This window comes from Lutibacter aestuarii, from assembly GCF_042676885.1.
Classification (GTDB): Bacteria; Bacteroidota; Bacteroidia; order Flavobacteriales; family Flavobacteriaceae; genus Lutibacter; species Lutibacter aestuarii.
Window position 1 is genome coordinate 573,579 of the sequence record NZ_JBHTIC010000008.1, and the last position, 20,518, is coordinate 594,096.

At 27.8% G+C, this 20,518-nt stretch carries 27 protein-coding genes; 12 read left to right on the top strand and 15 right to left on the bottom strand.

What is annotated here, in order from left to right:
- The first annotated feature begins 75 nt into the window (after positions 1-75).
- Complete coding sequence (locus ACFQZW_RS10110) at positions 76-552, top strand: hypothetical protein (protein ID WP_298263100.1); 477 nt, start codon at positions 76-78, stop codon at positions 550-552.
- Here the strand turns inward: ACFQZW_RS10110 and ACFQZW_RS10115 are convergent, their stop codons facing one another.
- Entirely contained in the window at positions 553-1,116 is a 564-nt protein-coding gene (locus tag ACFQZW_RS10115) for a DNA mismatch repair protein MutS (RefSeq protein ID WP_298263101.1), read from the bottom strand.
- A gap of 75 nt (positions 1,117-1,191) precedes the next feature.
- Here ACFQZW_RS10115 and ACFQZW_RS10120 point away from each other — a divergent pair, with 75 nt between their 5' ends.
- The 3 genes from ACFQZW_RS10120 to ACFQZW_RS10130 are packed head-to-tail and all read left to right on the top strand — an operon-like array spanning position 1,192 to position 2,548.
- The gene (locus ACFQZW_RS10120) at positions 1,192-1,824 is read left to right on the top strand and encodes a hypothetical protein (protein WP_298263102.1); all 633 of its coding nucleotides are present in this window, start codon (positions 1,192-1,194) and stop codon (positions 1,822-1,824) included.
- A gap of 49 nt (positions 1,825-1,873) precedes the next feature.
- Positions 1,874-2,143 carry a CD225/dispanin family protein gene (locus ACFQZW_RS10125; RefSeq protein WP_298263103.1) on the top strand — a complete coding sequence of 90 codons (270 nt, stop codon included), beginning with the start codon at positions 1,874-1,876 and terminating at the stop codon, positions 2,141-2,143.
- A gap of 9 nt (positions 2,144-2,152) precedes the next feature.
- Positions 2,153-2,548: a DUF2752 domain-containing protein gene (locus ACFQZW_RS10130; protein WP_298263104.1), complete on the top strand. Its 396-nt coding sequence runs from the start codon at positions 2,153-2,155 to the stop codon at positions 2,546-2,548.
- Here the strand turns inward: ACFQZW_RS10130 and ACFQZW_RS10135 are convergent, their stop codons facing one another.
- A complete protein-coding gene (locus ACFQZW_RS10135; protein ID WP_372801941.1) occupies positions 2,549-2,959 on the bottom strand; it encodes a hypothetical protein in 411 nt (136 codons plus the stop codon).
- Complete coding sequence (locus ACFQZW_RS10140; protein WP_386782793.1) at positions 2,956-3,531, bottom strand: RNA polymerase sigma factor; 576 nt, start codon at positions 3,529-3,531, stop codon at positions 2,956-2,958. Before ACFQZW_RS10140 ends, ACFQZW_RS10135 begins: the two co-directional genes overlap by 4 nt.
- Positions 3,532-3,667: 136 nt before the next feature.
- On the opposite strand from ACFQZW_RS10140, the gene ACFQZW_RS10145 reads away from it, so the two are divergent.
- The gene (locus tag ACFQZW_RS10145) at positions 3,668-4,027 is read left to right on the top strand and encodes a DUF6249 domain-containing protein (RefSeq protein WP_298263107.1); all 360 of its coding nucleotides are present in this window, start codon (positions 3,668-3,670) and stop codon (positions 4,025-4,027) included.
- 66 nt (positions 4,028-4,093) lie between these two features.
- On the opposite strand, the gene folE is transcribed toward ACFQZW_RS10145, so the two are convergent.
- The 6 genes from folE to nadC are packed head-to-tail and all read right to left on the bottom strand — an operon-like array spanning position 4,094 to position 9,303.
- A complete protein-coding gene (folE, locus tag ACFQZW_RS10150) occupies positions 4,094-4,780 on the bottom strand; it encodes a GTP cyclohydrolase I FolE (RefSeq protein ID WP_298263108.1) in 687 nt (228 codons plus the stop codon).
- Between the two features lie 44 nt (positions 4,781-4,824).
- Positions 4,825-6,195, bottom strand: a complete 1,371-nt coding sequence (gene hisS, locus ACFQZW_RS10155) for a histidine--tRNA ligase (protein WP_372801938.1) — start codon at positions 6,193-6,195, stop codon at positions 4,825-4,827.
- Positions 6,196-6,238: 43 nt separating this feature from the next.
- Positions 6,239-6,715 (bottom strand): hypothetical protein, encoded by a 477-nt coding sequence (locus ACFQZW_RS10160; RefSeq protein WP_298263110.1) that lies wholly within the window; start codon positions 6,713-6,715, stop codon positions 6,239-6,241.
- Positions 6,716-6,725: 10 nt separating this feature from the next.
- Positions 6,726-7,475, bottom strand: a complete 750-nt coding sequence (kdsB, locus tag ACFQZW_RS10165; RefSeq protein WP_298263111.1) for a 3-deoxy-manno-octulosonate cytidylyltransferase — start codon at positions 7,473-7,475, stop codon at positions 6,726-6,728.
- Between the two features lies 1 nt (position 7,476).
- Complete coding sequence (locus tag ACFQZW_RS10170; RefSeq protein ID WP_298263112.1) at positions 7,477-8,412, bottom strand: YihY/virulence factor BrkB family protein; 936 nt, start codon at positions 8,410-8,412, stop codon at positions 7,477-7,479.
- 30 nt (positions 8,413-8,442) lie between these two features.
- On the bottom strand, positions 8,443-9,303 hold the full coding sequence (gene nadC, locus ACFQZW_RS10175) for a carboxylating nicotinate-nucleotide diphosphorylase (protein WP_298263113.1): 861 nt from the start codon (positions 9,301-9,303) through the stop codon (positions 8,443-8,445).
- Positions 9,304-9,380: 77 nt separating this feature from the next.
- Between nadC and rlmH the strand changes: the two genes are divergently transcribed.
- Genes rlmH through ACFQZW_RS10200 form a run of 5 tightly spaced genes read left to right on the top strand, consistent with a single transcriptional unit; the run spans position 9,381 to position 13,307 of the window.
- Positions 9,381-9,854, top strand: coding sequence for a 23S rRNA (pseudouridine(1915)-N(3))-methyltransferase RlmH (gene rlmH, locus ACFQZW_RS10180; RefSeq protein ID WP_298263114.1), 474 nt, complete (start codon positions 9,381-9,383; stop codon positions 9,852-9,854).
- Entirely contained in the window at positions 9,847-10,434 is a 588-nt protein-coding gene (locus tag ACFQZW_RS10185; protein WP_298263115.1) for a non-canonical purine NTP diphosphatase, read from the top strand. The genes rlmH and ACFQZW_RS10185 overlap by 8 nt, the downstream gene beginning before the upstream one ends.
- Before the next feature lie 5 nt (positions 10,435-10,439).
- Positions 10,440-11,462, top strand: coding sequence for a FecCD family ABC transporter permease (locus ACFQZW_RS10190; RefSeq protein ID WP_386783061.1), 1,023 nt, complete (start codon positions 10,440-10,442; stop codon positions 11,460-11,462).
- Positions 11,462-12,256: an ABC transporter ATP-binding protein gene (locus ACFQZW_RS10195; RefSeq protein ID WP_298263117.1), complete on the top strand. Its 795-nt coding sequence runs from the start codon at positions 11,462-11,464 to the stop codon at positions 12,254-12,256. Before ACFQZW_RS10190 ends, ACFQZW_RS10195 begins: the two co-directional genes overlap by 1 nt.
- A gap of 37 nt (positions 12,257-12,293) precedes the next feature.
- A complete protein-coding gene (locus tag ACFQZW_RS10200; protein ID WP_298263118.1) occupies positions 12,294-13,307 on the top strand; it encodes a M28 family metallopeptidase in 1,014 nt (337 codons plus the stop codon).
- Between the two features lie 15 nt (positions 13,308-13,322).
- On the opposite strand, the gene holA is transcribed toward ACFQZW_RS10200, so the two are convergent.
- Positions 13,323-14,327, bottom strand: coding sequence for a DNA polymerase III subunit delta (holA, locus tag ACFQZW_RS10205; RefSeq protein WP_386782801.1), 1,005 nt, complete (start codon positions 14,325-14,327; stop codon positions 13,323-13,325).
- A gap of 29 nt (positions 14,328-14,356) precedes the next feature.
- Here holA and ACFQZW_RS10210 point away from each other — a divergent pair, with 29 nt between their 5' ends.
- Both ACFQZW_RS10210 and ACFQZW_RS10215 read left to right on the top strand, forming a co-directional pair.
- Positions 14,357-14,806 carry a type I restriction enzyme HsdR N-terminal domain-containing protein gene (locus ACFQZW_RS10210; protein WP_298263120.1) on the top strand — a complete coding sequence of 150 codons (450 nt, stop codon included), beginning with the start codon at positions 14,357-14,359 and terminating at the stop codon, positions 14,804-14,806.
- A 39-nt stretch (positions 14,807-14,845) separates the two neighbouring features.
- Positions 14,846-15,847 (top strand): glycosyltransferase family 2 protein, encoded by a 1,002-nt coding sequence (locus ACFQZW_RS10215; protein WP_386782804.1) that lies wholly within the window; start codon positions 14,846-14,848, stop codon positions 15,845-15,847.
- 2 nt (positions 15,848-15,849) lie between these two features.
- Here ACFQZW_RS10215 and ACFQZW_RS10220 read toward each other — a convergent pair whose 3' ends face one another.
- From ACFQZW_RS10220 to ACFQZW_RS10240, 5 genes are all read right to left on the bottom strand, one after another.
- On the bottom strand, positions 15,850-16,470 hold the full coding sequence (locus ACFQZW_RS10220; protein WP_298286473.1) for an L-threonylcarbamoyladenylate synthase: 621 nt from the start codon (positions 16,468-16,470) through the stop codon (positions 15,850-15,852).
- Positions 16,471-16,539: 69 nt separating this feature from the next.
- A complete protein-coding gene (locus ACFQZW_RS10225; protein WP_298263123.1) occupies positions 16,540-17,238 on the bottom strand; it encodes a response regulator transcription factor in 699 nt (232 codons plus the stop codon).
- An 8-nt stretch (positions 17,239-17,246) separates the two neighbouring features.
- A complete protein-coding gene (locus tag ACFQZW_RS10230) occupies positions 17,247-18,779 on the bottom strand; it encodes a sensor histidine kinase (protein WP_298263124.1) in 1,533 nt (510 codons plus the stop codon).
- A 128-nt stretch (positions 18,780-18,907) separates the two neighbouring features.
- On the bottom strand, positions 18,908-19,498 hold the full coding sequence (gene coaE / locus ACFQZW_RS10235) for a dephospho-CoA kinase (RefSeq protein ID WP_298263125.1): 591 nt from the start codon (positions 19,496-19,498) through the stop codon (positions 18,908-18,910).
- A gap of 40 nt (positions 19,499-19,538) precedes the next feature.
- Complete coding sequence (locus tag ACFQZW_RS10240) at positions 19,539-20,507, bottom strand: CdaR family protein (protein WP_386782809.1); 969 nt, start codon at positions 20,505-20,507, stop codon at positions 19,539-19,541.
- Between the last annotated feature and the right edge of the window lie 11 nt (positions 20,508-20,518).

Below are 20,518 nucleotides of genomic sequence, written 5' to 3' on the forward strand. Positions count from 1 at the left end.
AAGTAATTAAAATAGTTGGTTTCATATTACGCTGAATTGAGTAAAACTGCTATTTTTGTTTCGAAAATATTTATTATGAAAAAATTAATTTCGCTTATTATACTAACTACATTCATTTCTTGTAATGATGGAGATTTTGATGTACCTGCTTTTGAATTTTCTGAAACAGTTTCTAACTGTGGTGAATACTTACTATATGTAACTAACGCCAGTAAAACTGAAACATTAATTTTAAATTTTACCAATAAACAAATTAGCGGTACGGAAGGAGAAAAATCTTTTGAAATTTCTTCATCTTTACCCGTTACTTATAGAATTTTTGAAGAAGCAATTGGTGCAGATTATTTTTGTCAAGAAATACCTCCAGCAACACCAAAAGTAGTTAAAGAATTAACAGCAGAAAGTGGCACTATAAATATTACAACCCATTTAAAAGAAGGAAAAACAGATGTTTATGAATATGATATTTCTTTTACAAACTTATTGTTTTTTGATAAAAATGACGAACGAATTTTCTTTGAAACTTTAAATTTTGGCACATTTACCAACTAACTACTTTTTAGTATTTTGATAAATGTAAACTTCTGTAGCACCTAAACCATATTTTTTAAAAGAAGCAGCATACCAATCTACCTGGTATTTTTTAAACAAATATTCCAATTCTGTTTTTAAAACTCCTTCTCCTACTCCATGAATAAAAATAATTTTTGGAAATCTATTTCTAATAGCAAATTCTAATTTTTGTTTAGCAGTATCCATCTGCAAAGTCAATATATCAATTTTATCCATACCTCTTGTTGAATCAATTAACTGATTGATATGTAAATCAACTTCCATTGGAGGTATTTGGTCTTGTTTGATGGTAGATTTAAACTTTGGTGTGTGTTTTTTAGGTGAAGTTTCATGTATTTTTTCCAACAAATCTTCATTTTTTAAATCACTATACTTAGAAAGTTCTGCTTGATTTTCTTTTATTAAAACCAATTCATTTTCATTAAAATCAAATTCAAAACCATCTGTAGATTCAATACAAATTTTATTATTTTTTATTGCAACTACCTCACCCTTAATAACATCATCTAAAACCGCAACAGTATCCCCTATTTTAAATCGCATATATTTAACTTTTTATTAAATTTATCAAAATAATTAAACAACATTCTAAATGTATGTTTGTGCAAATTTAAATTCATGTTGGATACAATCTCTATAAATACAGAACAATTTTTTAAAAATGCTAAAAAAGATTTAAAAATAGATGAAAATAGAAAATTGCTGTTAAAATCTATTGCTCTTTTTATTGTGAAAGAAATTAAAGCTCAAAAGAAAGTTAATCTCAATTATATTTGCACTCATAATAGTAGAAGAAGTCAACTAGCACAAGTTTGGAGTAGCTTTGCTTGTTCCTATTTTGAATTAAAAAAAATCTCCAATTTTTCTGGAGGAACAGCAGCAACAGCTTTTTATAGAAATACTGTTAAAACATTACAAGAAGCTGGTTTTAAGTTTCAAATTATTGAATTTTCACATCAAAATCCAGTGTATGCAATAAGCTATAAAAATTGTATTGATCCTATCATTGGTTTTTCCAAATTATTTGACGACGAGTATAATAAGAAGCCTTTTATAGCTATTACTACCTGTTCAAATGCCGACGAAAATTGTCCGTTTATTCCAGATGCTGTAACGCGTTTTCATTTGCCTTTTAACGATCCTAAAAACTTTGACAACTCACTATACCAAGCTGAAAAGTACATGGAAACCAACAAGCAAATTGCTGGCGAAATTTATTTTATTTTTGAAATGGTAAAAAATTCTATTTAATTTTTTACTTTCGCTTTTAATTAATTTTAAGAACATTAAAAATATTGGCATGGAACAAAATCAACCAAAAAATTACTTAGTAGAATCTATTTTAGTAACCATTTTTTGCTGTTTACCATTTGGTATTGCAGGAATTGTATTTGCCTCACAAGTAAACTCAAAATATGCAAGTGGAGATTATGAAGGAGCTTTAAAAGCTTCTAAAGATGCAAAAAAATGGATGAAGTGGGGTTTAATTTCAGGAATTATAGTAGCAGTTTTATATACTGTATTTCTTTTTGCCTTAGGAGGTATGGCAATGTTAGGTGGAGATTTTTAAAAATAACTCATGAAACTAAAATACATAGGAGTGCTTTTACTTGCAATAGTTTTGGCATTCCTTTATTTTTTTATAAATCCCAATGAAGTAAATTTTCTGCCAAAATGTCCATTATATGCAACCACAGGAATTTATTGTCCAGGATGTGGTAGTCAACGTGCTACTCACCAACTTTTAAACTTTAATTTTTTAGGGGTAGTTCAACAAAATGCCTTGTACATTATTGGGCTTTTTATAATAGGATATCATTTAATAATTTCGGGAGTCAATTATTTCTTCAAAAAAAAATATTACAATTATATTTATCATTCCAAAACTCCCATAGTATTATTAATACTAATTATTATTTTTTGGATACTTCGAAATATCCCTTATTACCCTTTTAATTTATTGGCTCCTAAATAATTAATTTGGTAAAACTTTTTTTGCATAAAAGTGCTTTATAGCGAATAATTGAAATACTACTAAAACTGCGAAAAGTAAAACTGAAAATGTAAAAGTAGTTGAGAACTTTAAATTATTGATAAAGTCAATTTCATTAAATTTATTTAAATAGGACGAATCTAAAATTAAAAAAATTTCACTGCTTTGAAAATTACTTAGTGAAATAAAAATGCTCATTCCCATTAAAAGAAGAGTTATTACAAACCAACCAAAATTTGATATTAGAGGCTGATAATTTAGAGAAACTACTTTTTTATTCTCAACATCTATTGCTTTCATTACATTAGATACAAAATCAGTTGAAGGTGTTTCCAAACCAACTTCTTTTATAATACTTTTGGTAAAGCCTTCTATGTTATTTTCAGTTTTCATAATAAATTAATTGTATTTGGTTCAATTACATTCTTTAAAATTGAAACTAATTTTTTTCGTACTCTATATAATTTAATTTTTACATTATCGGCACTTAAATTTACAATTTTTGAAATTTCTTTCACCGAAACTTCTTCATAATAAAATAATGTAACAATTGTTCTTTCCTCTTCAGAGAGTTTTAAAAGCGCTGTATTAATTATTTTTTTTCGGTCTTGTAACTCTAAAAAATTCAATCCGTACGAAACACTTTCTACATCACTTTCATTAAATATATCTATATTTTCAGGATAAATCGTTCTTTTTTGTTTTTTTAAAACATCCAAACTAGCATAGTACGCAATTTTATAAATCCAAGTTGAAAATTTAGAGTCGCCTTTAAAACTTTTCAAGTTTGTATATGTTTTTACAAAAACATCTTGCGATATTTCTTCAGCCTCTTCCCTATTTTTAACTATACGTAAAGAAAGTGTAAACACCATATGTTTATACTTTTCAACTAAAAAAGCATACGCATTAACGTTACCATTTAAGGTTTCATTTATATAGTATTCGTCGGGTTTGGCATTCATTTTAACATAAGACGATTATTGAATAAAGTTGGTTACAAATTATACTAAATTAATTAATTTAATTTTTTTGTAACCTAGTTAAAATTAATTTCGTCATACCTTATGAAACAAATTAAAAACTTAAATTTTATTTAATATGGAAGCAGTACTAGTATTTATATCATTATTTGTAGTAGTTTTTGGAATCTTTTATTTACACTTTTCAACAAGAAATAAAGAACGATTAGCATTAATTGAAAAAGGTGCTGATGCAAGTATCTTTTTTAGTGCAAAGGCTCAAAAGAAACCTTCAGTACCTATTTGGAAAGTATTGATTTTAAATTTAGCCGTTTTATTAATGGGTATCGGATCGGGAATATTTATTGGTTCAATTTTAGAAGCATATACTCTAATAAATGATGGTGTAGCTTATACAGGTTCAATATTTTTAATGGCAGGAATTGGTTTATTTGTAGGATTTACTTTATCTAAAAAATTAATTGAAAAAGAATCATAAAGAAAACTCTTTTCACAAAAAAAGCACTCAATTCTGAGTGCTTTTTTATTTATATTATTTGAAATGCTATTCAAATTCAGTTTCTAGGTTGATATAATCTAAAAACTCTCGTTTAACATCTTTTTCCTTAAACTTACCACCAAATTCAGAGGTTACTGTACTACTTTCAATGTCACGAACTCCTCTAGAATTAACACATAAATGCTTCGCATCAATTACACAGGCAACATCCTCAGTACCTAATGCTTTTTGCAATGCTTGTACTACTTGCATTGTTAAACGCTCTTGTACTTGTGGTCTTTTCGCATAATAATCTACAATTCTATTCATTTTAGACAACCCAATAACATGACCATTAGAAATGTATGCTACGTGAGCTCTTCCTACAATAGGTAATAAATGATGTTCACAAGTTGAATACACTGTAATGTTTTTTTCAACCAACATTTCACCATACTTATAATTATTATCAAACGTTGATAATTTAGGCTTATTTGCTGGGTTTAAACCTCCAAAAAGTTCATTCACAAAAGCTTTTGCTACTCTTTTAGGAGTTCCTTTTAAACTATCATCTTCCAAATCCATTCCTAAAGTATTCAAAATATCTTTTACACTTTCTTGAATACGTTTAACTTTTTCTTGATCTGAAATCTCAAAAGCATCAGCTCTTAATGGTGTTTTAGCAGATGATCCTACGTGATCATCTCCTCTATCATCTATTTTATCTGTCATTACGTTTTTACCTTCAAACATTTTGATTTTCTTTAGCCTGCAAATTTACAATTTACTTTTTTAAATTAGCTAGTGATTTCGAGTAATTCTTTTAAAGTACAAACTTGTTGTTCACCCGTTTGCATATTTTTTAAGGTATACTTATTATTTTCAACTTCTGATGCTCCTACTAAAACCACATAAGGTATTTGTCTTCTATTCGCATAATTAAGCTGCTTTTTCATTTTAGCAGCATCTGGATATAATTCAGATTTGATATGGTTTTTTCTTAAGGTTACCAAAGCCTTCATACAAAATGCTGCTTCTTTTTCACCAAAATTAATAAATAATACCTTTGGTTTTGGTAATTCTACTGCATCAAAAAGATTTAATTCTTCCAATACTAAATAAATTCTATCCAATCCAAATGATATCCCAACTCCACTCATATCTTTTAATCCAAAAATACCTGTTAAATCATCATATCTACCACCTCCACCAATAGAGCCCATTTTAACACCTTGTGGCGCTGTAACCTCGTAAATAGCTCCAGTATAGTAATTTAACCCACGTGCTAAAGTAACATCAATGTCTAAATTAGCCGTTTGTAATCCTAACATTTCTATATTATCAACAATAAATTTTAAATCTTCCACTCCTTTAGTTCCTTCTTCAGAAGTTGTTAATAGTTGTTGAAGTTGTTTTAATTTTTCTTGATTACTTCCTTTAAAATTAAATAAAGGCTCTACCTTTTGTATTGCTGCTTCAGAAATTCCTTTATCCAACATTTCTTTAGTAACACCTTCAGCACCAATTTTATCTAATTTATCTAAAGCAACAGTAAAATCTATTAATTTATCTTTAGCTCCAATAATTTCAGCAATTCCTGCTAATATTTTTCTGTTGTTAAGTTTAATGGTCGTACCTGTTAACTTTAACTTACTAAAAACGGCATCATACAATTGTACAAATTCTACTTCTTGCCATAAACCTTTGCTTCCAACTACATCAGCATCACATTGATAAAATTCTCTAAAACGTCCTTTTTGGGGTCTATCTGCGCGCCAAACTGGCTGCATTTGATACCGTTTAAATGGAAACTCAATTTCATTTTGGTGTTGAACTACATAACGTGCAAAAGGGACTGTTAAATCGTAACGTAATGCTTTTTCAGAAATTTTTGAAGTTATTTTTATACTGTCTTTTGAAATTAATAAATCATCTTCTACTTTTTTCAAAAAATCACCAGAATTCAATATTTTAAAAATTAGCCTATCTCCTTCTTCTCCATATTTTCCCATTAAAGTTGAAGAGTTTTCAAAAGATGGAGTTTCAATAGGTTGAAAACCATACGTTTCAAATACTTCTTTAATTGTTGAAAAAATATAGTTTCTTTTTGCTACTTCGGTAGGTGAAAAATCACGTGTTCCTTTTGGTATGCTTGGTTTTTGTGCCATTTTAAAAAATTAGTTTGCAAATATCTGAAATTTTAAAAACTAATTAAAGCTTTTCTAACATAGTTTTTTCACTATTGGTTAGCGGTACATCATTTTCAAACTTAGCTTTGGTTGGATAAATAGCTAACATCATTAAAACTAAAATTCCTGCCAAAATAAAATAAAAGCTGTTATTGGTTTGAAATGCAAAAAATAAACACATAAAAGCTGGAAACTCTAACATTGCCATTCTAAACACATGAGCTGTACTATATTTTATTGCTTTTTGAGTTAAACTAGCTTCTTTAGAAATTTGTTTTATCAGCTTTGAGTATAATGATTTACTTGCTAAATTTCCAATAAATGAAATAATAATTGCTAAATATAAAAATGCTTTATTGGTTGTATATGAAAAAAATAGTTGGTCTTTGGCAGTATACACCACATAAATTGCAAAAATTATCACCCCTAAAAATAATGCAAAATGAATAAGTTGTAGCGATTTAATAAAGTCTTTTGGTTGTTTATTAGCGTAGCTCATAAAGTAATTTTTATGGTTTTTTAAATTTGTTCATCTCTTTATAAATAGCGTTAGCTTTTTCTAAATCTTCAGGAGTATCAATACCAATGGCAACCTTAGAAGTTTCAACCATTTTAACTTTTAATCCATTAGCTAAAAAACGAAGATTTTCTAATTTTTCTGCAGCTTCTAATTGGTTAATTGGTAAGGTAGTAAATTTTAATAATGCTTGTTTGGTAAATGCGTAAATTCCAATATGTTTAAAATAGTTTGCTTTGGTTTTATCTCTTGGAAAAGGAATAGGAGCACGTGAAAAATACATTGCAAAATTATGTTCATCACATACTACTTTTACATTGTTTGGATTATTGATTTCTTCCAAATCATTCATTTTGAACATTAATGAGGCTACATCAACTTTTTTAGCTAAGTCATTTTTAAAAACTTGTAATAATTTTTGAAGTGGCTCGGTTTGCGTAAAGGGCTCGTCTCCTTGAACATTTACAACAATATCAACCTCTAAATTTTCTATTGCTTCAGCAATTCTATCACTGCCTGACTCGTGTTCTTTCTTACTTTTTATTGCTTTTCCGCTATTAGAAATTATTTCATTATAAATAATATCACTATCTGTAACTACATAAACTTCATCAAATAAATTTGATTGTTTGGTGGCTTCATAAGTTCTTAAAATAACCGATTTACCAGCTAAATCTTTCATTAATTTACCAGGAAATCTACTTGCTTCATAACGAGCCGGAATCATAGCTACTGCTTTCATTTTATTCTTTATTATATCTTAAATGTAATCTTTTTAATCGACTAATACTGGCATTTAATTCAAATCCAAGTAATAGGATTATTGAGTTTAACCAAACAAACAACATTAATACTAAAAGCGTACCTATAGAACCATACAATTTATTATAGGTTGCGAATTTTAACACATAAATTGAAAACAATTTAAACATTAAGAGTGTTAGTAGGGTGGTTAAAATGGAACCAGGTGTAAAAAATGAATGGTATTTTACTTCTTTAGTTCCATATTTGTACAAAAATGATACAGAGACAAAAATTAATAATACAAAAAATAAGAATTGTCCTTTTTCAATCCAAAATACATCATCTGCTAGCCAGCCTTTATCTTTTAAACTCGCAATTCCAATTTCAAAATACAGGGTTATTGCAACCGTCAATACCAAAATAAATGCTAATAAAATTGCCATTCCCATTGAAATAATATATTGCCTTAATATATTTCTCATTTTAGTGACATGATACGAATATTCAAATCCCCCTAAAATTGCATTTACACCATTTGCCATTAAAAAAATTGAAGCTACAAACCCAAAAGAAAGTAATCCTCCATATCTGTTATTGGCAATATCTTCAATAACTTCATGAACAGTTTCTGCTGTGTTGGGTGGTAATAACTGTTCAATAATTAATAAAAAATCTTCTTGAAACCCTTCAATGGGTACATAAGGTATTAATGTAAGAATAAATAGAATAAAGGGAAACAATGCCATAAAAAAGCTAAATGCTATACCTCCAGCCCTAGAAGTTAAAGCTCCTTTAACGATACCAATAATATACATTTCAATAACATCATACAACGACATCCCTTGCAAACCAGGAATTCTAACTTGTTTTCCAAGCTTTACAATCCAATTTACTATAGGAATTTTAGAAAGGTTTTTTTCTATTTCTTTAGTCATTTTGATGCATTAAAAATTTAAATTTTCAAACTAATCTACAGCTTTTAAACTTAAATCCATATTATATATAGAGTGTGTTAATGCTCCAGACGAAATATAATTTACACCGCATTCTGCATATTTTCTAGCAGTTTCCAAATTTATACCTCCTGATGATTCTGTTTGACATTGATTTCCTATTAACTGAACTGCTTTTTTGGTGTCTTTATAATTAAAGTTATCAATTAAAATTCTATACACCCCGCCTACATTTAAAATTTCTTTAATTTCATCCAAGCTTCTAGCTTCAACTATAATTTTTAACTCTAAATTTTTATTTTTTAAGTATTGTTGGGTTTGTTGTATTGCTTTTGTAACACCTCCACAAAAATCTATGTGATTATCTTTTAACATAATCATATCATACAACGCAAATCTATGGTTTTCTCCACCACCTATTTTTACAGCCCATTTTTCAATAGCTCTAATTCCTGGAGTTGTTTTTCGAGTATCTAAAACTTTAGTTGCTGTACCCTCTAATAAATTAGCAAATTTATTCGTTTTGGTAGCAATTGCACTCATTCGCTGCATTACATTCAACACCAAACGCTCGGCTTTTAAAATTGCTTGAGAACTTCCCTCCACATAAAAAACAATATCTCCATATGTTACAAATTCTCCATCATTAATTAGGATTTCAATTTTCAATGATGAATCAACATACTTAAAAATTCTTTTGGCCATTTCTACACCTGCAATAATTCCATCTTCTTTTACTAAAAGTTTTGCTTTTCCTTTGGCTTCAACAGGAATACATGCTAAAGAACTATGATCTCCTTCACCAACATCTTCTCTAATAGCATTGGAAATTATTATATCTAACTCTTTTTCAAATTGTTCGTTACTTATCATTTTAACCAGTATTTTCAAACAAAAATAACTTTTTTATTTTCAAAAATTAAAGCTTTATTTCTTTTTATATTTGCCAAATGAAAATTAAGTTATTGGCCATTGGTAAAACCGATGATAAAAATTTACAAACACTAATTGAAACTTATCAAAATAGGTTAAAACATTATGTAAATTTTGAAATTGAAATTATTCCAGATTTAAAAAAAGTTAAAAACTTAAGTGAAACTCAACAAAAAGAAAAGGAAGGAGACTTCATTTTAAAAAAATTAAATCCAACCGATGTCTTAATTTTGTTAGATGAAAAAGGAAAAGAATTCAGATCAGTTACTTTTTCAGAATATCTTCAAAAAAAAATGAATGCAGGAATTAAACAATTGGTTTTGGTAATTGGAGGTCCTTATGGATTTTCTGAAGAGGTTTATAAAAAATCACAAGGAAAAATTTCATTATCAAAAATGACTTTTTCGCATCAAATGATTCGCTTGTTTATAGTTGAACAAATTTATAGAGCCTTTACGATTTTAAAAAATGAACCTTATCATCATGAATAAATTAAAATTGGTTTTTGCCACTAATAATAAAAATAAACTTAAAGAAGTACAGGCAATGTTAACTAACTTTGAAATAGTTAGTTTGGCTGACATCAATTGTTTTGATGAAATACCTGAGACAGCAGAAACTTTAGAGGGAAACGCAATCTTAAAAGCCAACTATATAACTCATAAATTTGGTTTAAATTGCTTTGCGGACGATACTGGTTTAGAAGTAGAAGCTTTAAATAACCAACCAGGAGTTTATTCTGCTCGTTATGCAGGTATAGATAATAATGCTGAGGCCAATATGAATAAGCTATTAAACAATCTTGGTGATAATTTAAATAGAAGAGCTCAATTTAGAACAGCAATAGCTTTAAATATTAATCAAAAACAATTTATATTTGAAGGCATTTGCAAAGGTCAAATTTTAAAACATAAACAAGGAAATAGCGGTTTTGGCTACGATCCTATTTTTTTACCCGATGGTTTTGATAAATCGTTTGCAGAAATGGAATTGATAGAAAAAGGAAAAATAAGTCACCGAGGAAAAGCCATTCAAAAATTAGTTAACTTTTTAAATAAATCTACTTGGTAAGTCCAATAAAATCATATAAAAACACATTTCTTATCTTATTTTTTGCATTGGCACTTATTTGCTTTGTAAACATTAGTTTGGGATCTGTATATATTCCATTAAAACAAATATTTTTATCAATTATAAATGGTGATGTTGAAAAAGATTCTTGGCGCTCTATTGTATTAAGTTATCGAATTCCTAAAGCAATAACAGCTATTATTGTTGGGTCTGGTTTATCTATTAGTGGTTTATTAATGCAAACTTTATTTAGAAATCCATTGGCCGGACCTTTTGTGTTAGGAATAAGTTCAGGAGCTAGTTTAGGCGTTGCCATTTTAATTTTAGGAGCTTCTTTTTTTGGGGCAACATTATCAAGTTATGCATTTACAAATTTTGGGCTTGCAATAGCTGCTAGCTTAGGGGCTTTCTTGGTTCTTTCTGCAGTTATGTTGGCTGCTATTAAAGTTAGAAACACCATGTCTATTTTAATTATTGGTTTAATGTTTGGAAGTTTAACAGCATCCGTTATTAGTATTTTAGCTTATTTTAGTAGTGCCAGTCAATTACAACAATATATGTTTTGGAGTTTTGGTAGCCTTGGTAATTTAAGTTGGAAAGAAATAACTGTGTTACTTACTACTTTTTTAATAGGAATTTTATTGGTTGTATTTATCATTAAACCTTTAAACAGCCTACTTTTAGGTGAAAACTATGCTAAAAGTATGGGAGTTAATGTTAAAAAAACAAGAAATTTAATTTTAATAGCTACTAGTTTGTTAACTGGTGTAATTACTGCTTTTTCTGGTCCAATTGCTTTTATTGGCTTGGCCGTTCCACATTTAACAAAACTACTTTTTAACACTTCAAATCATAAAATTTTATTACCAGCTGTTGCTATAAGTGGTGCTATTATAATGTTAATTTGTGATAGTATTGCTCAATTGCCAACAAGTGAATTTACATTACCTATAAATGCAATTACTTCATTATTTGGGGCACCAATCATTATATGGCTATTAGTTAGAAAACGTAAGATTTATTATTAATGAAAGACCAAGCAAAACATATTATAAAAATTGATAATTTAAGTATTGGTTATTCTTCCAAAAAGAAAACCATTACTATTGCTTCAAATTTAAACATTCAACTGCAAACAGGTAATATGGTGTGTTTACTAGGCAAAAATGGTATAGGGAAATCTACACTTTTAAGAACATTAACAAAAGTACAACCTACTTTAAAAGGTGAAATTTTTATCAATAATGCAAATTTAAATTCATTATCCAATAATGAATTAGCAAAAACACTAAGTTTAGTTTTAACCGAGCGCCTTCCAGATAGCAGTTTAACAGTGTTTGAATTGGTTGCTTTAGGACGTCAACCATTCACCAACTGGATTGGATATTTAACCAGTGAAGATCTACAAATAATTTATACGGCTTTTGAAAAAACAAATACCAAACACTTAATGAATTCTAAATGCTATGAATTAAGTGATGGACAGTTACAAAGAGTATTAATTGCTAGAGCTTTGGCACAAAATACACCCATTATTGTGTTAGATGAACCAACTGCTCATTTAGACATCCACCATACCATAAATACATTTTCACTACTTAAAAACTTAGCTTCAGAATTTAACAAAACAATCATTATATCTACTCACGAAACAAATCTAGCACTTCAATTAGCAGATGAACTTTGGCTGATGTCTCCTTCAAAATTTATCAGTGGAAAAACCGATGAATTAATAGAAAAAAATGCCCTAGACCTTCTTTTCGATTCTAAATTAATTTCTTTCAATAAAACCTTAAAACAATTTACAATTTCCAACTCATAATAATTTTAATATATTTGACAAATTTCAACTACTAAAAATGAAAAAAATACTGTCATTTATAATTGTCTTATGTTTACTAATTAGCTGTAAAGTAAACAATCATATTACTGAAAAAATTGAAGTAACTGGTAAAACTGCAATGGAATTTGCAGCTACCATTAGCCCAGAAAACTTAAAAGATCACCTATATATAATTGCTTCAGATGAATTTGAAGGAAGAAACACAGGCGAAGTTGGGCAAAAAAAAGCTGCTGAATACCTAAAAGATTTCTATATTAGTAACAATATTGCCTCTCCGCTGGGTAATGATAATTATTTCCAAGATATTCCTACGGAATATTTAAGACCAAATTTAAAGCCTTCTGAAAATGTTGTTGCTTTTATTGAAGGTTCTGAAAAACCAGAAGAAATTATAGTTATTTCTGCACATTTTGATCACGTTGGCATGAAAGATGGTGAAATTTATAACGGAGCTGATGATGATGGTTCAGGCACAGTAGCTATTTTAGAAATTGCTCAAGCGTTTCAAAAAGCTGTAGAAAATGGCCATAAACCAAAAAGATCCATACTTTTTTTACATGTAACTGGAGAAGAAAAAGGCTTATTAGGATCTAAATTTTACACCAATTTTCCAATATTCCCTTTAGCTAATACAGTTGCTAATTTAAATATGGACATGATTGGTCGTGTAGATGATGCTCATGAAGCAAATCCAAACTATATTTATTTGATTGGTTCAGATAAGTTAAGTTCAGAATTACACGAGCTTTCAGAAGCTATGAATGAAAAGTTTACTAAAATTAAATTAGACTATAAATACAACGATGAAAATGATCCTAATCGCTTTTATTATAGATCTGATCATTATAATTTTGCTAAAAATAACATTCCTATTATCTTTTATTTTAATGGCACTCATCAAGATTATCATAAACCTTCAGACACACCTGATAAAATTAATTACCAATTATTAGCCAAACGAGCACAGTTGGTTTTTTATACTGCTTGGGAAATTGCAAATAGAGAACAAAGAATTATTGTTGATAAATAAATTTTTAATGCTTTATTAGTGCATAATTTTAAATAATAATTCTTTTAAAATATCTCTTGCAGGAAGTGCATTGGCACCAACACCTTTACTTTTAATATCTGCTTCACGAAGTAATGAGATTACTTGTGACACCTTACGCATTGGATAATTTTTAGCGGCAATGGAATAGTCCGAAACAAAAAAAGGGCTAATTCCTAAAGATTTTGCAATGCTATTTTTTGACTTATCCTTTAAACTATGGTAAATCAATAATTGGGTAAATAAACTATTTAATAAAGAAATAGTAACAGCTAAAGGGTTTGCTTTTTGATTTTGACCAAAATAATTAATAATCTCATTAGCTTTTACAATATTTTTTTCACCAATAGCTTTACGCAATTCAAAATTATTATAATCTTTACTTATTCCTATATTTACTTCAATATCTTTAGGTGAAATGGTAGATGTTTTAGGTAATACTACCATTAATTTATCTAGTTCATTGCTAATTTTACTTAAATCGGTTCCTAAAAATTCCACTAACATTAGTGTGGCTTTGGTATCAATTTTATAATTTTTACCTGCTAAAACCCTTCTTATCCAATCAGCTACCTGATTTTCATATAATTTTTTACTCTCATACACTAACCCTACTTTTTGAATAGCTTTATACAAAGCTTTTCGCTTGTCTAATTTTTTATATTTATAACAAATTACCAATACAGTAGATGGTTGCGGATTGCTAGCATACAATGTTAAATTTTCTATAGTTCTTGATAAATCTTGAGCTTCTTTAATAATTACCACCTGTTTATCAGCCATCATTGGAAAGCGCTTTGCGTTGTCAACTATATCATCAATACTAACATCTCTTCCATACAAAACCATTTGATTAAATCCCTTCTCTTCTTCAGAAAGAATATTTTCTTCAATATATTCTGAAATTTTATCAATATAATAAGGTTCTTCACCCATTAAAAAATAAATAGGCTTTATATTTCCACTTTTTATATCTGAAACTATTTTAGTGACATCACTCATTAATCAAAAAAAATTAGCATTTTTGCGATATGCAGGCATTAAATTTACCAACATATAAGTTCAAAATCAAAAGTAGGGAAAATAAGCTTTTTATTTATGATATTGTTCGAAAAAAATATGTGAGTTTAACACCTGAAGAATGGGTTAGACAACATATCATTCATTATTTAATTAATGATAAAAATTATCCTATTTCATTAATCGCTATTGAAAAAAAACTAATCATCAATAAATTAAGCAAAAGAACCGATATTTTAGTTTTTACCTCTAAAGGAACTCCTAATATTATTGTTGAATGCAAAGCTCCGTCAGTTAAAATTAATCAAAATTCATTTGATCAAATTGCTCGATACAATTTAAAATTAGCAGCTAATTATTTGATTGTAAGTAATGGTTTAAACCATTATTTTTGTTTTATGGATGTTGAAAAAGAGCAGTATGTTTTTTTGGAAAATATCCCCCATTATATTTCTGATTAAATTAATTCAATTCTAAAAGCAATTAGTTAAGTTTGCATTGTGAAAATTGCCATAGTTATATTAAATTGGAATGGAGAAAAATTATTGAAAAAATTTCTTCCATCTATCATCAAATTCTGCAACATTGAAAATGTTGAAATTGTAATTGCTGATAATGCTTCTACGGATAATTCTGTTGAATTTATTAAAAATAATTATCCCTCTATTTCAATTGTAAAAAATAAAATAAATGGCGGTTATGCAAAAGGATATAACGATGCATTAAAGAAGGTTAATGCAGATATTTATGCCTTGGTAAATTCTGATATTGAGGTTACCGAAAATTGGTTAAATCCAATAATTACTACCTTCAAAAATGAACCTTATACAGATATTATTCAACCAAAAATTTTAGATTATAAAAACAAAACTAAATTTGAATATGCTGGAGCTGGTGGCGGTTTTATTGATAAATATGGCTATCCCTATTGCAGAGGTCGTATTTTTTCTGAATTAGAAAATGACACCCAGCAATTTAATGACGTAACTGAAATTTTTTGGGCTTCGGGTGCTTGTTTTTTTATTAGATCTAAGGTATTTCACAATTTAAAAGGATTTGATGAAGATTATTTTGCGCATCAAGAAGAAATTGATTTATGCTGGAGAGCTATAAACAACAACTCCATTATTAAATATGTTGGTACTTCAACTGTTTATCATGTTGGAGGAGCAACTTTAAAAGAAGAAAGTCCAAGAAAAACCTTTTTAAATTTTAGAAATAGCTTATTTACACTGCTTAAAAACTTACCTAAAAAAAAGTTAATCAGTATTATTTTAACACGATTGATTTTGGATGGCATTGCTGGAATAAAATTTATATTTGAACTTAAACCTATCCACACATTAGTTATTATTAAAGCTCATTTTAGTTTTTATAATAACTTGACTAAAATGCTAAAAAAGAGATCTAGAACCAAACCTAAAGAAAACTATTACACGTTAAAAAGTATAGTTTGGGAGCATTTTATTTTAAGAAAAAAACACTATAAAGAAACTTTGTAAATTTAAAGTTCATCAACATCTCCTTTACCTTCTCTAATAACAATTACTTCACCATCAGATAAATCTACAACTGTTGAGGGTATATTACCTCCATAGCCTCCATTAATAACAATATCTACATTATTTTGCCATTTTTCAAAAATCAACTCTGGATCTGTAGTATATTCTAACAAATCATCTTCATCATAAATTGAAGTGGATACTATTGGGTTACCTAATGCTTTAACCAATTCTCTAATTATATTATTATCCGGAATCCTTATCCCTACAGTTTTTTTTCCTTTAAAGGATTTTGGCAAATTAGTATTGGAAGGTAAAATAAATGTAAATGGTCCAGGCAATGATTTTTTTAAAATTTTATAAGTTGGCGTATCTATTTGCTTAACATAGTCTGATAAATTACTTAAGTCATGACAAATAAATGAAAAGTTAGCTTTGTTTAGTTTTACACCTTTTAATTTTGCTACTTTTTCCATGGCTTTTGTGTTAGTAATATCACAACCCAAACCATAAACGGTATCTGTTGGATAAATAATTAAGCCTCCTTGCTTTAAAACTTGGACTACTCTTTCAATTTCGCGTTCATTTGGATTTTCTTCAAAAATTCTAACCAGTTGAGCCATCTTATTTTTTTTACATAAATTAATTGTCTAAATATAAAAAAACCTGCTTAATTAAGCAGGTTTTTTAATTTATGATTTATCTATTAGCCTAAAGCCTTCTCCATGTATATTGAGAATTTCTACATTTTCATCTTGTTTTAAATATTTTCTAAGCTTGGCTATATATACATCCATACTTCTTGACGTAAAATAATTATCATCTCTCCATATTTTAGTTAAAGCCAATTCTCTTGGCATTAAATCGTTGATATGAGTCGCTAGCATTTTTAACAATTTACTTTCTTTAGGTGATAACTTTTGAGGTTCCTCTCCACTATATGATAAATGGCGTAATTTAGAATTAAAATCAAATTTTCCAATTTTAAATTCAAAAGTATCTTCTTCAACATCTTGTTCAGTTTCTTTACGTTGAAGTATTGCTTTAATTTTATATAAAAGTACTTCCGAATCGAAAGGTTTGTTTAAATAATCATCTGCTCCAGCTTGGTAACCTTTTAAAACATCTTCTTTCATAGTTTTAGCTGTCAAAAAAATAATTGGCACTTCTGCATTGGCAGTTCTAATGTCTTTAGCTAAAGAAAATCCATCTTTTCGAGGCATCATTACATCTAAAATACACAAGTCGTATTCATCATTTTTAAACATAATTAATCCTTCTAATCCATCTTTTGCTAAAGTAACATTATAATCATTTAACGATAAGTAATCTTTTAAAACGGTTCCAAAATTAGGATCGTCTTCAACTAATAAAATTTTATTATTTTCCATATTATTATTTAAATTAAAGGTAGCTTTATGGTGAAAGTACTTCCAACTCCTTTTTCACTTTCAACATACACGATACCTTGATGAATTTCTACTATTTTTTTTACATATGAGAGCCCTAAACCGTGCCCTTTAACATTATGAATATTTCCTGTTTCTTCTCTATAGAATTTTTTAAATATATTTTTTTGAACATTTTTATTCATTCCAATTCCCTGATCTTTAACTTGTATTGTAACGCTTTTAGCTGTATTTTCAGTAAAAATTGAAATTTTAGGTGCCTCTAACGAGTACTTAATTGCATTATCTAAAACATTAACAATTACATTAGTTAAATGAAAATGATTTGCCAATATTTCCGTTAAACTTGCTTTTAAATTAACTTTTATATAGCCTCCTTTATTTTTAACCAATAGCTCTACATGCGTTACTGCTTCTTCAATAATGTCGTGTATATCTACTTTTTCCTTACTAACATCTAACTGATTTTTTTCAAGCTTAGATATTCTTAATACATTTTCAACTTGTGCATGCATCCTTTTATTTTCATCACGAATCATTTTCACATAACGTAACACCTTATCCTTATCTTCAACTATTTTAGGGTTTTTTATTGCATCTAAAGCTAAATTAATAGTTGCAATAGGTGTTTTAAACTCGTGGGTCATATTATTAATAAAATCAGTTTTTATTTCTGAAATTTGTTTTTGTCTAATTAATTGATACAACGCTGTGACAAATGCCATTATAATGATTAAAATAAAAATAGCTGATAATGCCAATATTTTTGAAATTGAAGAAAGAATGAAATTCTTCTTTTCAGGAAAAGACACATACAACTTAAAATTACTATTTCCATCAGCATCAGCAAACATTGGCACCATATAACTTTTCCCTGCTTCTTTACTAAAATAACCAGATTTAACTTGTGTTGCTAAACCATTACTATAAATTCCATATTTAAAAGCCGTTTCAATCCCTTTTTGTTTAAGTTCCCTATCTAAGCGCATTGTAATTTCATTATTGCTTACTCTTTGATGTATAGGTAATCTGCTTGTGTATACATCAAAATCTCTTTCTAAATAAGCTTTTTCTGCCTTAGGAAATCTTCCAATTTTAGTTACTCTCTCTTCTGGAGAATTTTCAAATTCTTCTTTTCCACTACCTAAAATATCTTTTTGAATTACAAATTCTTCTTTGCTGAAAATTTCTTTAAAGAATATTGAATCATTTTCAAAGAACTCTGTTGGAACTTTATAATTTTGCTCAATGATACTTTGAGAATAGGTAAACCTTTCATTTTTTGTAGTGTCAACCTTTTCAAAAATATAATTACGTATATCGGATTTATTTAACTCTTGACCTTCTTTATACGTATCCGCAAATTTGTTATAAAAATCATTAAACTCTCTTTGACGTATATCTTCAGATACTTTTGCCAAAGCAAATCTAACATTAGAGGTAAATTGCTCTTCTGTGATTTGAATGGTATTTTTTATCCAAAATACTTGTACTGATATAATCCCAATTAAAGCGATGCTCATTAATACAATGATGAGCAAAAATATCCTCTTCCCCATTACTCAAATTTAAACTTTTAACACTTATAACAACTTATTTTAACGAAAGTTAACAAATTCTATAATTTTTTAACAGTATTTTAAGAAATATTTTAGTTACTGCAAGTTTTAGAAATAAGCTCAAAAATAGTTTTTACTTGCAGTTTTGTAGCATTTAAATTAGTGTTTTTAATCACAAAATTTGAATGTTTAATTTTAAAATTGTCATCTAGTTGATTATTAACTCTTTCCAAAATTTGTGCTTCACTAATTTTATCTCTTTTTTGTATTCTTTCTAATCTATCTTTAAAATCTGCAATTACAGTTATGATTAAATCACAAAATTTAGAACTACCACTTTCAAACAAAATTGCCGCTTCATAAATTATAAATTTTGAAGTTGAAGTTTGTATAAAAGCATTGAAATGTTCTTTAACTTTTGGATGAACTAAACCATTTAAAAGAGTTAATTTCTCTTTATTATTAAATACTAAAGAAGCTAGATATGAATTATTTAAAGCACCATTTACATAGGTTTTCTCTCCAAATGCTTCACAAATTTGACGAATTAAATCTTTATCAGAATTCATTATTTTTTTTGCTTCTACATCTGCAACATATGTATCGACACCTAATTCTTTAAACATCTTTAAAACAGTACTTTTACCACTCCCAATACCGCCAGTTAAACCAATTATTTTCATAAAATTTATTTAATTATAAAATTTTCAATAAATGATATCCTTATTTTTGAATTAAAAATTCAATTTGTCTAGGATTAATTTTAATTGAAGCTATAAATTCGCTTTTTTGTTTTATAACAGGAGTTAGATACTTTACTAAAGAATCATTTTCATATTGCTTATAATCAAAAACAATGGATAGGCTATTTTTATTTATTTTATTAAAATTTGAAAGACCTACTTGATAAATAACTTCAATTTCTTTTGGAAAAGGATTAATTTTCAAACTGTCAGGAACATTTATTACTTCAACAGGTAATAAAAACCTGCCTTCTGTAAATTTATCAACTTCTGCTTTAACATGTATCTTAGTTTCAGATAATTGTACATTACTAGTTTTGGGTGGTAGTATTAATGCTATATCAAGATCAATATTTTTATAAATATCTTTTAATGAAATTGCTTTAGTTTGAATTTCTTTAATTGAATCTATATTATTTTTAGGGCCAGTAATTACTATAGAATCTGGAGAAAACTTTAATTCATTTGTTAAGTTGTAGCCTAACTTAAAGTCAATACTAACATTAGAAGCTACAGGAACTTTTTTTGAAATATTTAAACCCAAATCAATAAAAATGGTATCATTTAAAATTCTAAGTAACTCAATATCTCCTGTTAACTGAGCATTTAAATTTTGAAGCTGATTATTAGGTAAAATATAATAAGTCCTTTCGCCTTTAGTAATACTTTTTAAATTTATAAGAAGTTTTTTATGAATAATATTATGTTTTAATAACGAAAATCCAGGACCTTTTAATACTCCTTCTAAATTAACTATCGGCTTACTTTGTAATAACTTATCTTTTGGTAAGTTTCTATATTCAACTTTAAAATTAACTGTGCTTGTATAAGTTTTAGACAACTCAATTAACAACCAAATTATAGAAGTTAATATTAAAAAAAATAAAAATATTTTAAATTTTCTATTATTTTTTAATGATAATTTAGCTTGTTTTGCTGCTGCATTCATAGTATAAATTA

Coding starts and splice junctions, on each gene's coding strand:
- ACFQZW_RS10110 (WP_298263100.1), top strand. CDS start 76: ATGAAAAAATTAATTTCGCTTATTATACTAACTACATTCATTTCTTGT.
- ACFQZW_RS10115 (WP_298263101.1), bottom strand. CDS start 1,116: ATGCGATTTAAAATAGGGGATACTGTTGCGGTTTTAGATGATGTTATT.
- ACFQZW_RS10120 (WP_298263102.1), top strand. CDS start 1,192: ATGTTGGATACAATCTCTATAAATACAGAACAATTTTTTAAAAATGCT.
- ACFQZW_RS10125 (WP_298263103.1), top strand. CDS start 1,874: ATGGAACAAAATCAACCAAAAAATTACTTAGTAGAATCTATTTTAGTA.
- ACFQZW_RS10130 (WP_298263104.1), top strand. CDS start 2,153: ATGAAACTAAAATACATAGGAGTGCTTTTACTTGCAATAGTTTTGGCA.
- ACFQZW_RS10135 (WP_372801941.1), bottom strand. CDS start 2,959: ATGAAAACTGAAAATAACATAGAAGGCTTTACCAAAAGTATTATAAAA.
- ACFQZW_RS10140 (WP_386782793.1), bottom strand. CDS start 3,531: ATGAATGCCAAACCCGACGAATACTATATAAATGAAACCTTAAATGGT.
- ACFQZW_RS10145 (WP_298263107.1), top strand. CDS start 3,668: ATGGAAGCAGTACTAGTATTTATATCATTATTTGTAGTAGTTTTTGGA.
- folE (WP_298263108.1), bottom strand. CDS start 4,780: ATGTTTGAAGGTAAAAACGTAATGACAGATAAAATAGATGATAGAGGA.
- hisS (WP_372801938.1), bottom strand. CDS start 6,195: ATGGCACAAAAACCAAGCATACCAAAAGGAACACGTGATTTTTCACCT.
- ACFQZW_RS10160 (WP_298263110.1), bottom strand. CDS start 6,715: ATGAGCTACGCTAATAAACAACCAAAAGACTTTATTAAATCGCTACAA.
- kdsB (WP_298263111.1), bottom strand. CDS start 7,475: ATGAAAGCAGTAGCTATGATTCCGGCTCGTTATGAAGCAAGTAGATTT.
- ACFQZW_RS10170 (WP_298263112.1), bottom strand. CDS start 8,412: ATGACTAAAGAAATAGAAAAAAACCTTTCTAAAATTCCTATAGTAAAT.
- nadC (WP_298263113.1), bottom strand. CDS start 9,303: ATGATAAGTAACGAACAATTTGAAAAAGAGTTAGATATAATAATTTCC.
- rlmH (WP_298263114.1), top strand. CDS start 9,381: ATGAAAATTAAGTTATTGGCCATTGGTAAAACCGATGATAAAAATTTA.
- ACFQZW_RS10185 (WP_298263115.1), top strand. CDS start 9,847: ATGAATAAATTAAAATTGGTTTTTGCCACTAATAATAAAAATAAACTT.
- ACFQZW_RS10195 (WP_298263117.1), top strand. CDS start 11,462: ATGAAAGACCAAGCAAAACATATTATAAAAATTGATAATTTAAGTATT.
- ACFQZW_RS10200 (WP_298263118.1), top strand. CDS start 12,294: ATGAAAAAAATACTGTCATTTATAATTGTCTTATGTTTACTAATTAGC.
- holA (WP_386782801.1), bottom strand. CDS start 14,327: ATGAGTGATGTCACTAAAATAGTTTCAGATATAAAAAGTGGAAATATA.
- ACFQZW_RS10210 (WP_298263120.1), top strand. CDS start 14,357: ATGCAGGCATTAAATTTACCAACATATAAGTTCAAAATCAAAAGTAGG.
- ACFQZW_RS10220 (WP_298286473.1), bottom strand. CDS start 16,470: ATGGCTCAACTGGTTAGAATTTTTGAAGAAAATCCAAATGAACGCGAA.
- ACFQZW_RS10225 (WP_298263123.1), bottom strand. CDS start 17,238: ATGGAAAATAATAAAATTTTATTAGTTGAAGACGATCCTAATTTTGGA.
- ACFQZW_RS10230 (WP_298263124.1), bottom strand. CDS start 18,779: ATGAGCATCGCTTTAATTGGGATTATATCAGTACAAGTATTTTGGATA.
- coaE (WP_298263125.1), bottom strand. CDS start 19,498: ATGAAAATAATTGGTTTAACTGGCGGTATTGGGAGTGGTAAAAGTACT.
- ACFQZW_RS10240 (WP_386782809.1), bottom strand. CDS start 20,507: ATGAATGCAGCAGCAAAACAAGCTAAATTATCATTAAAAAATAATAGA.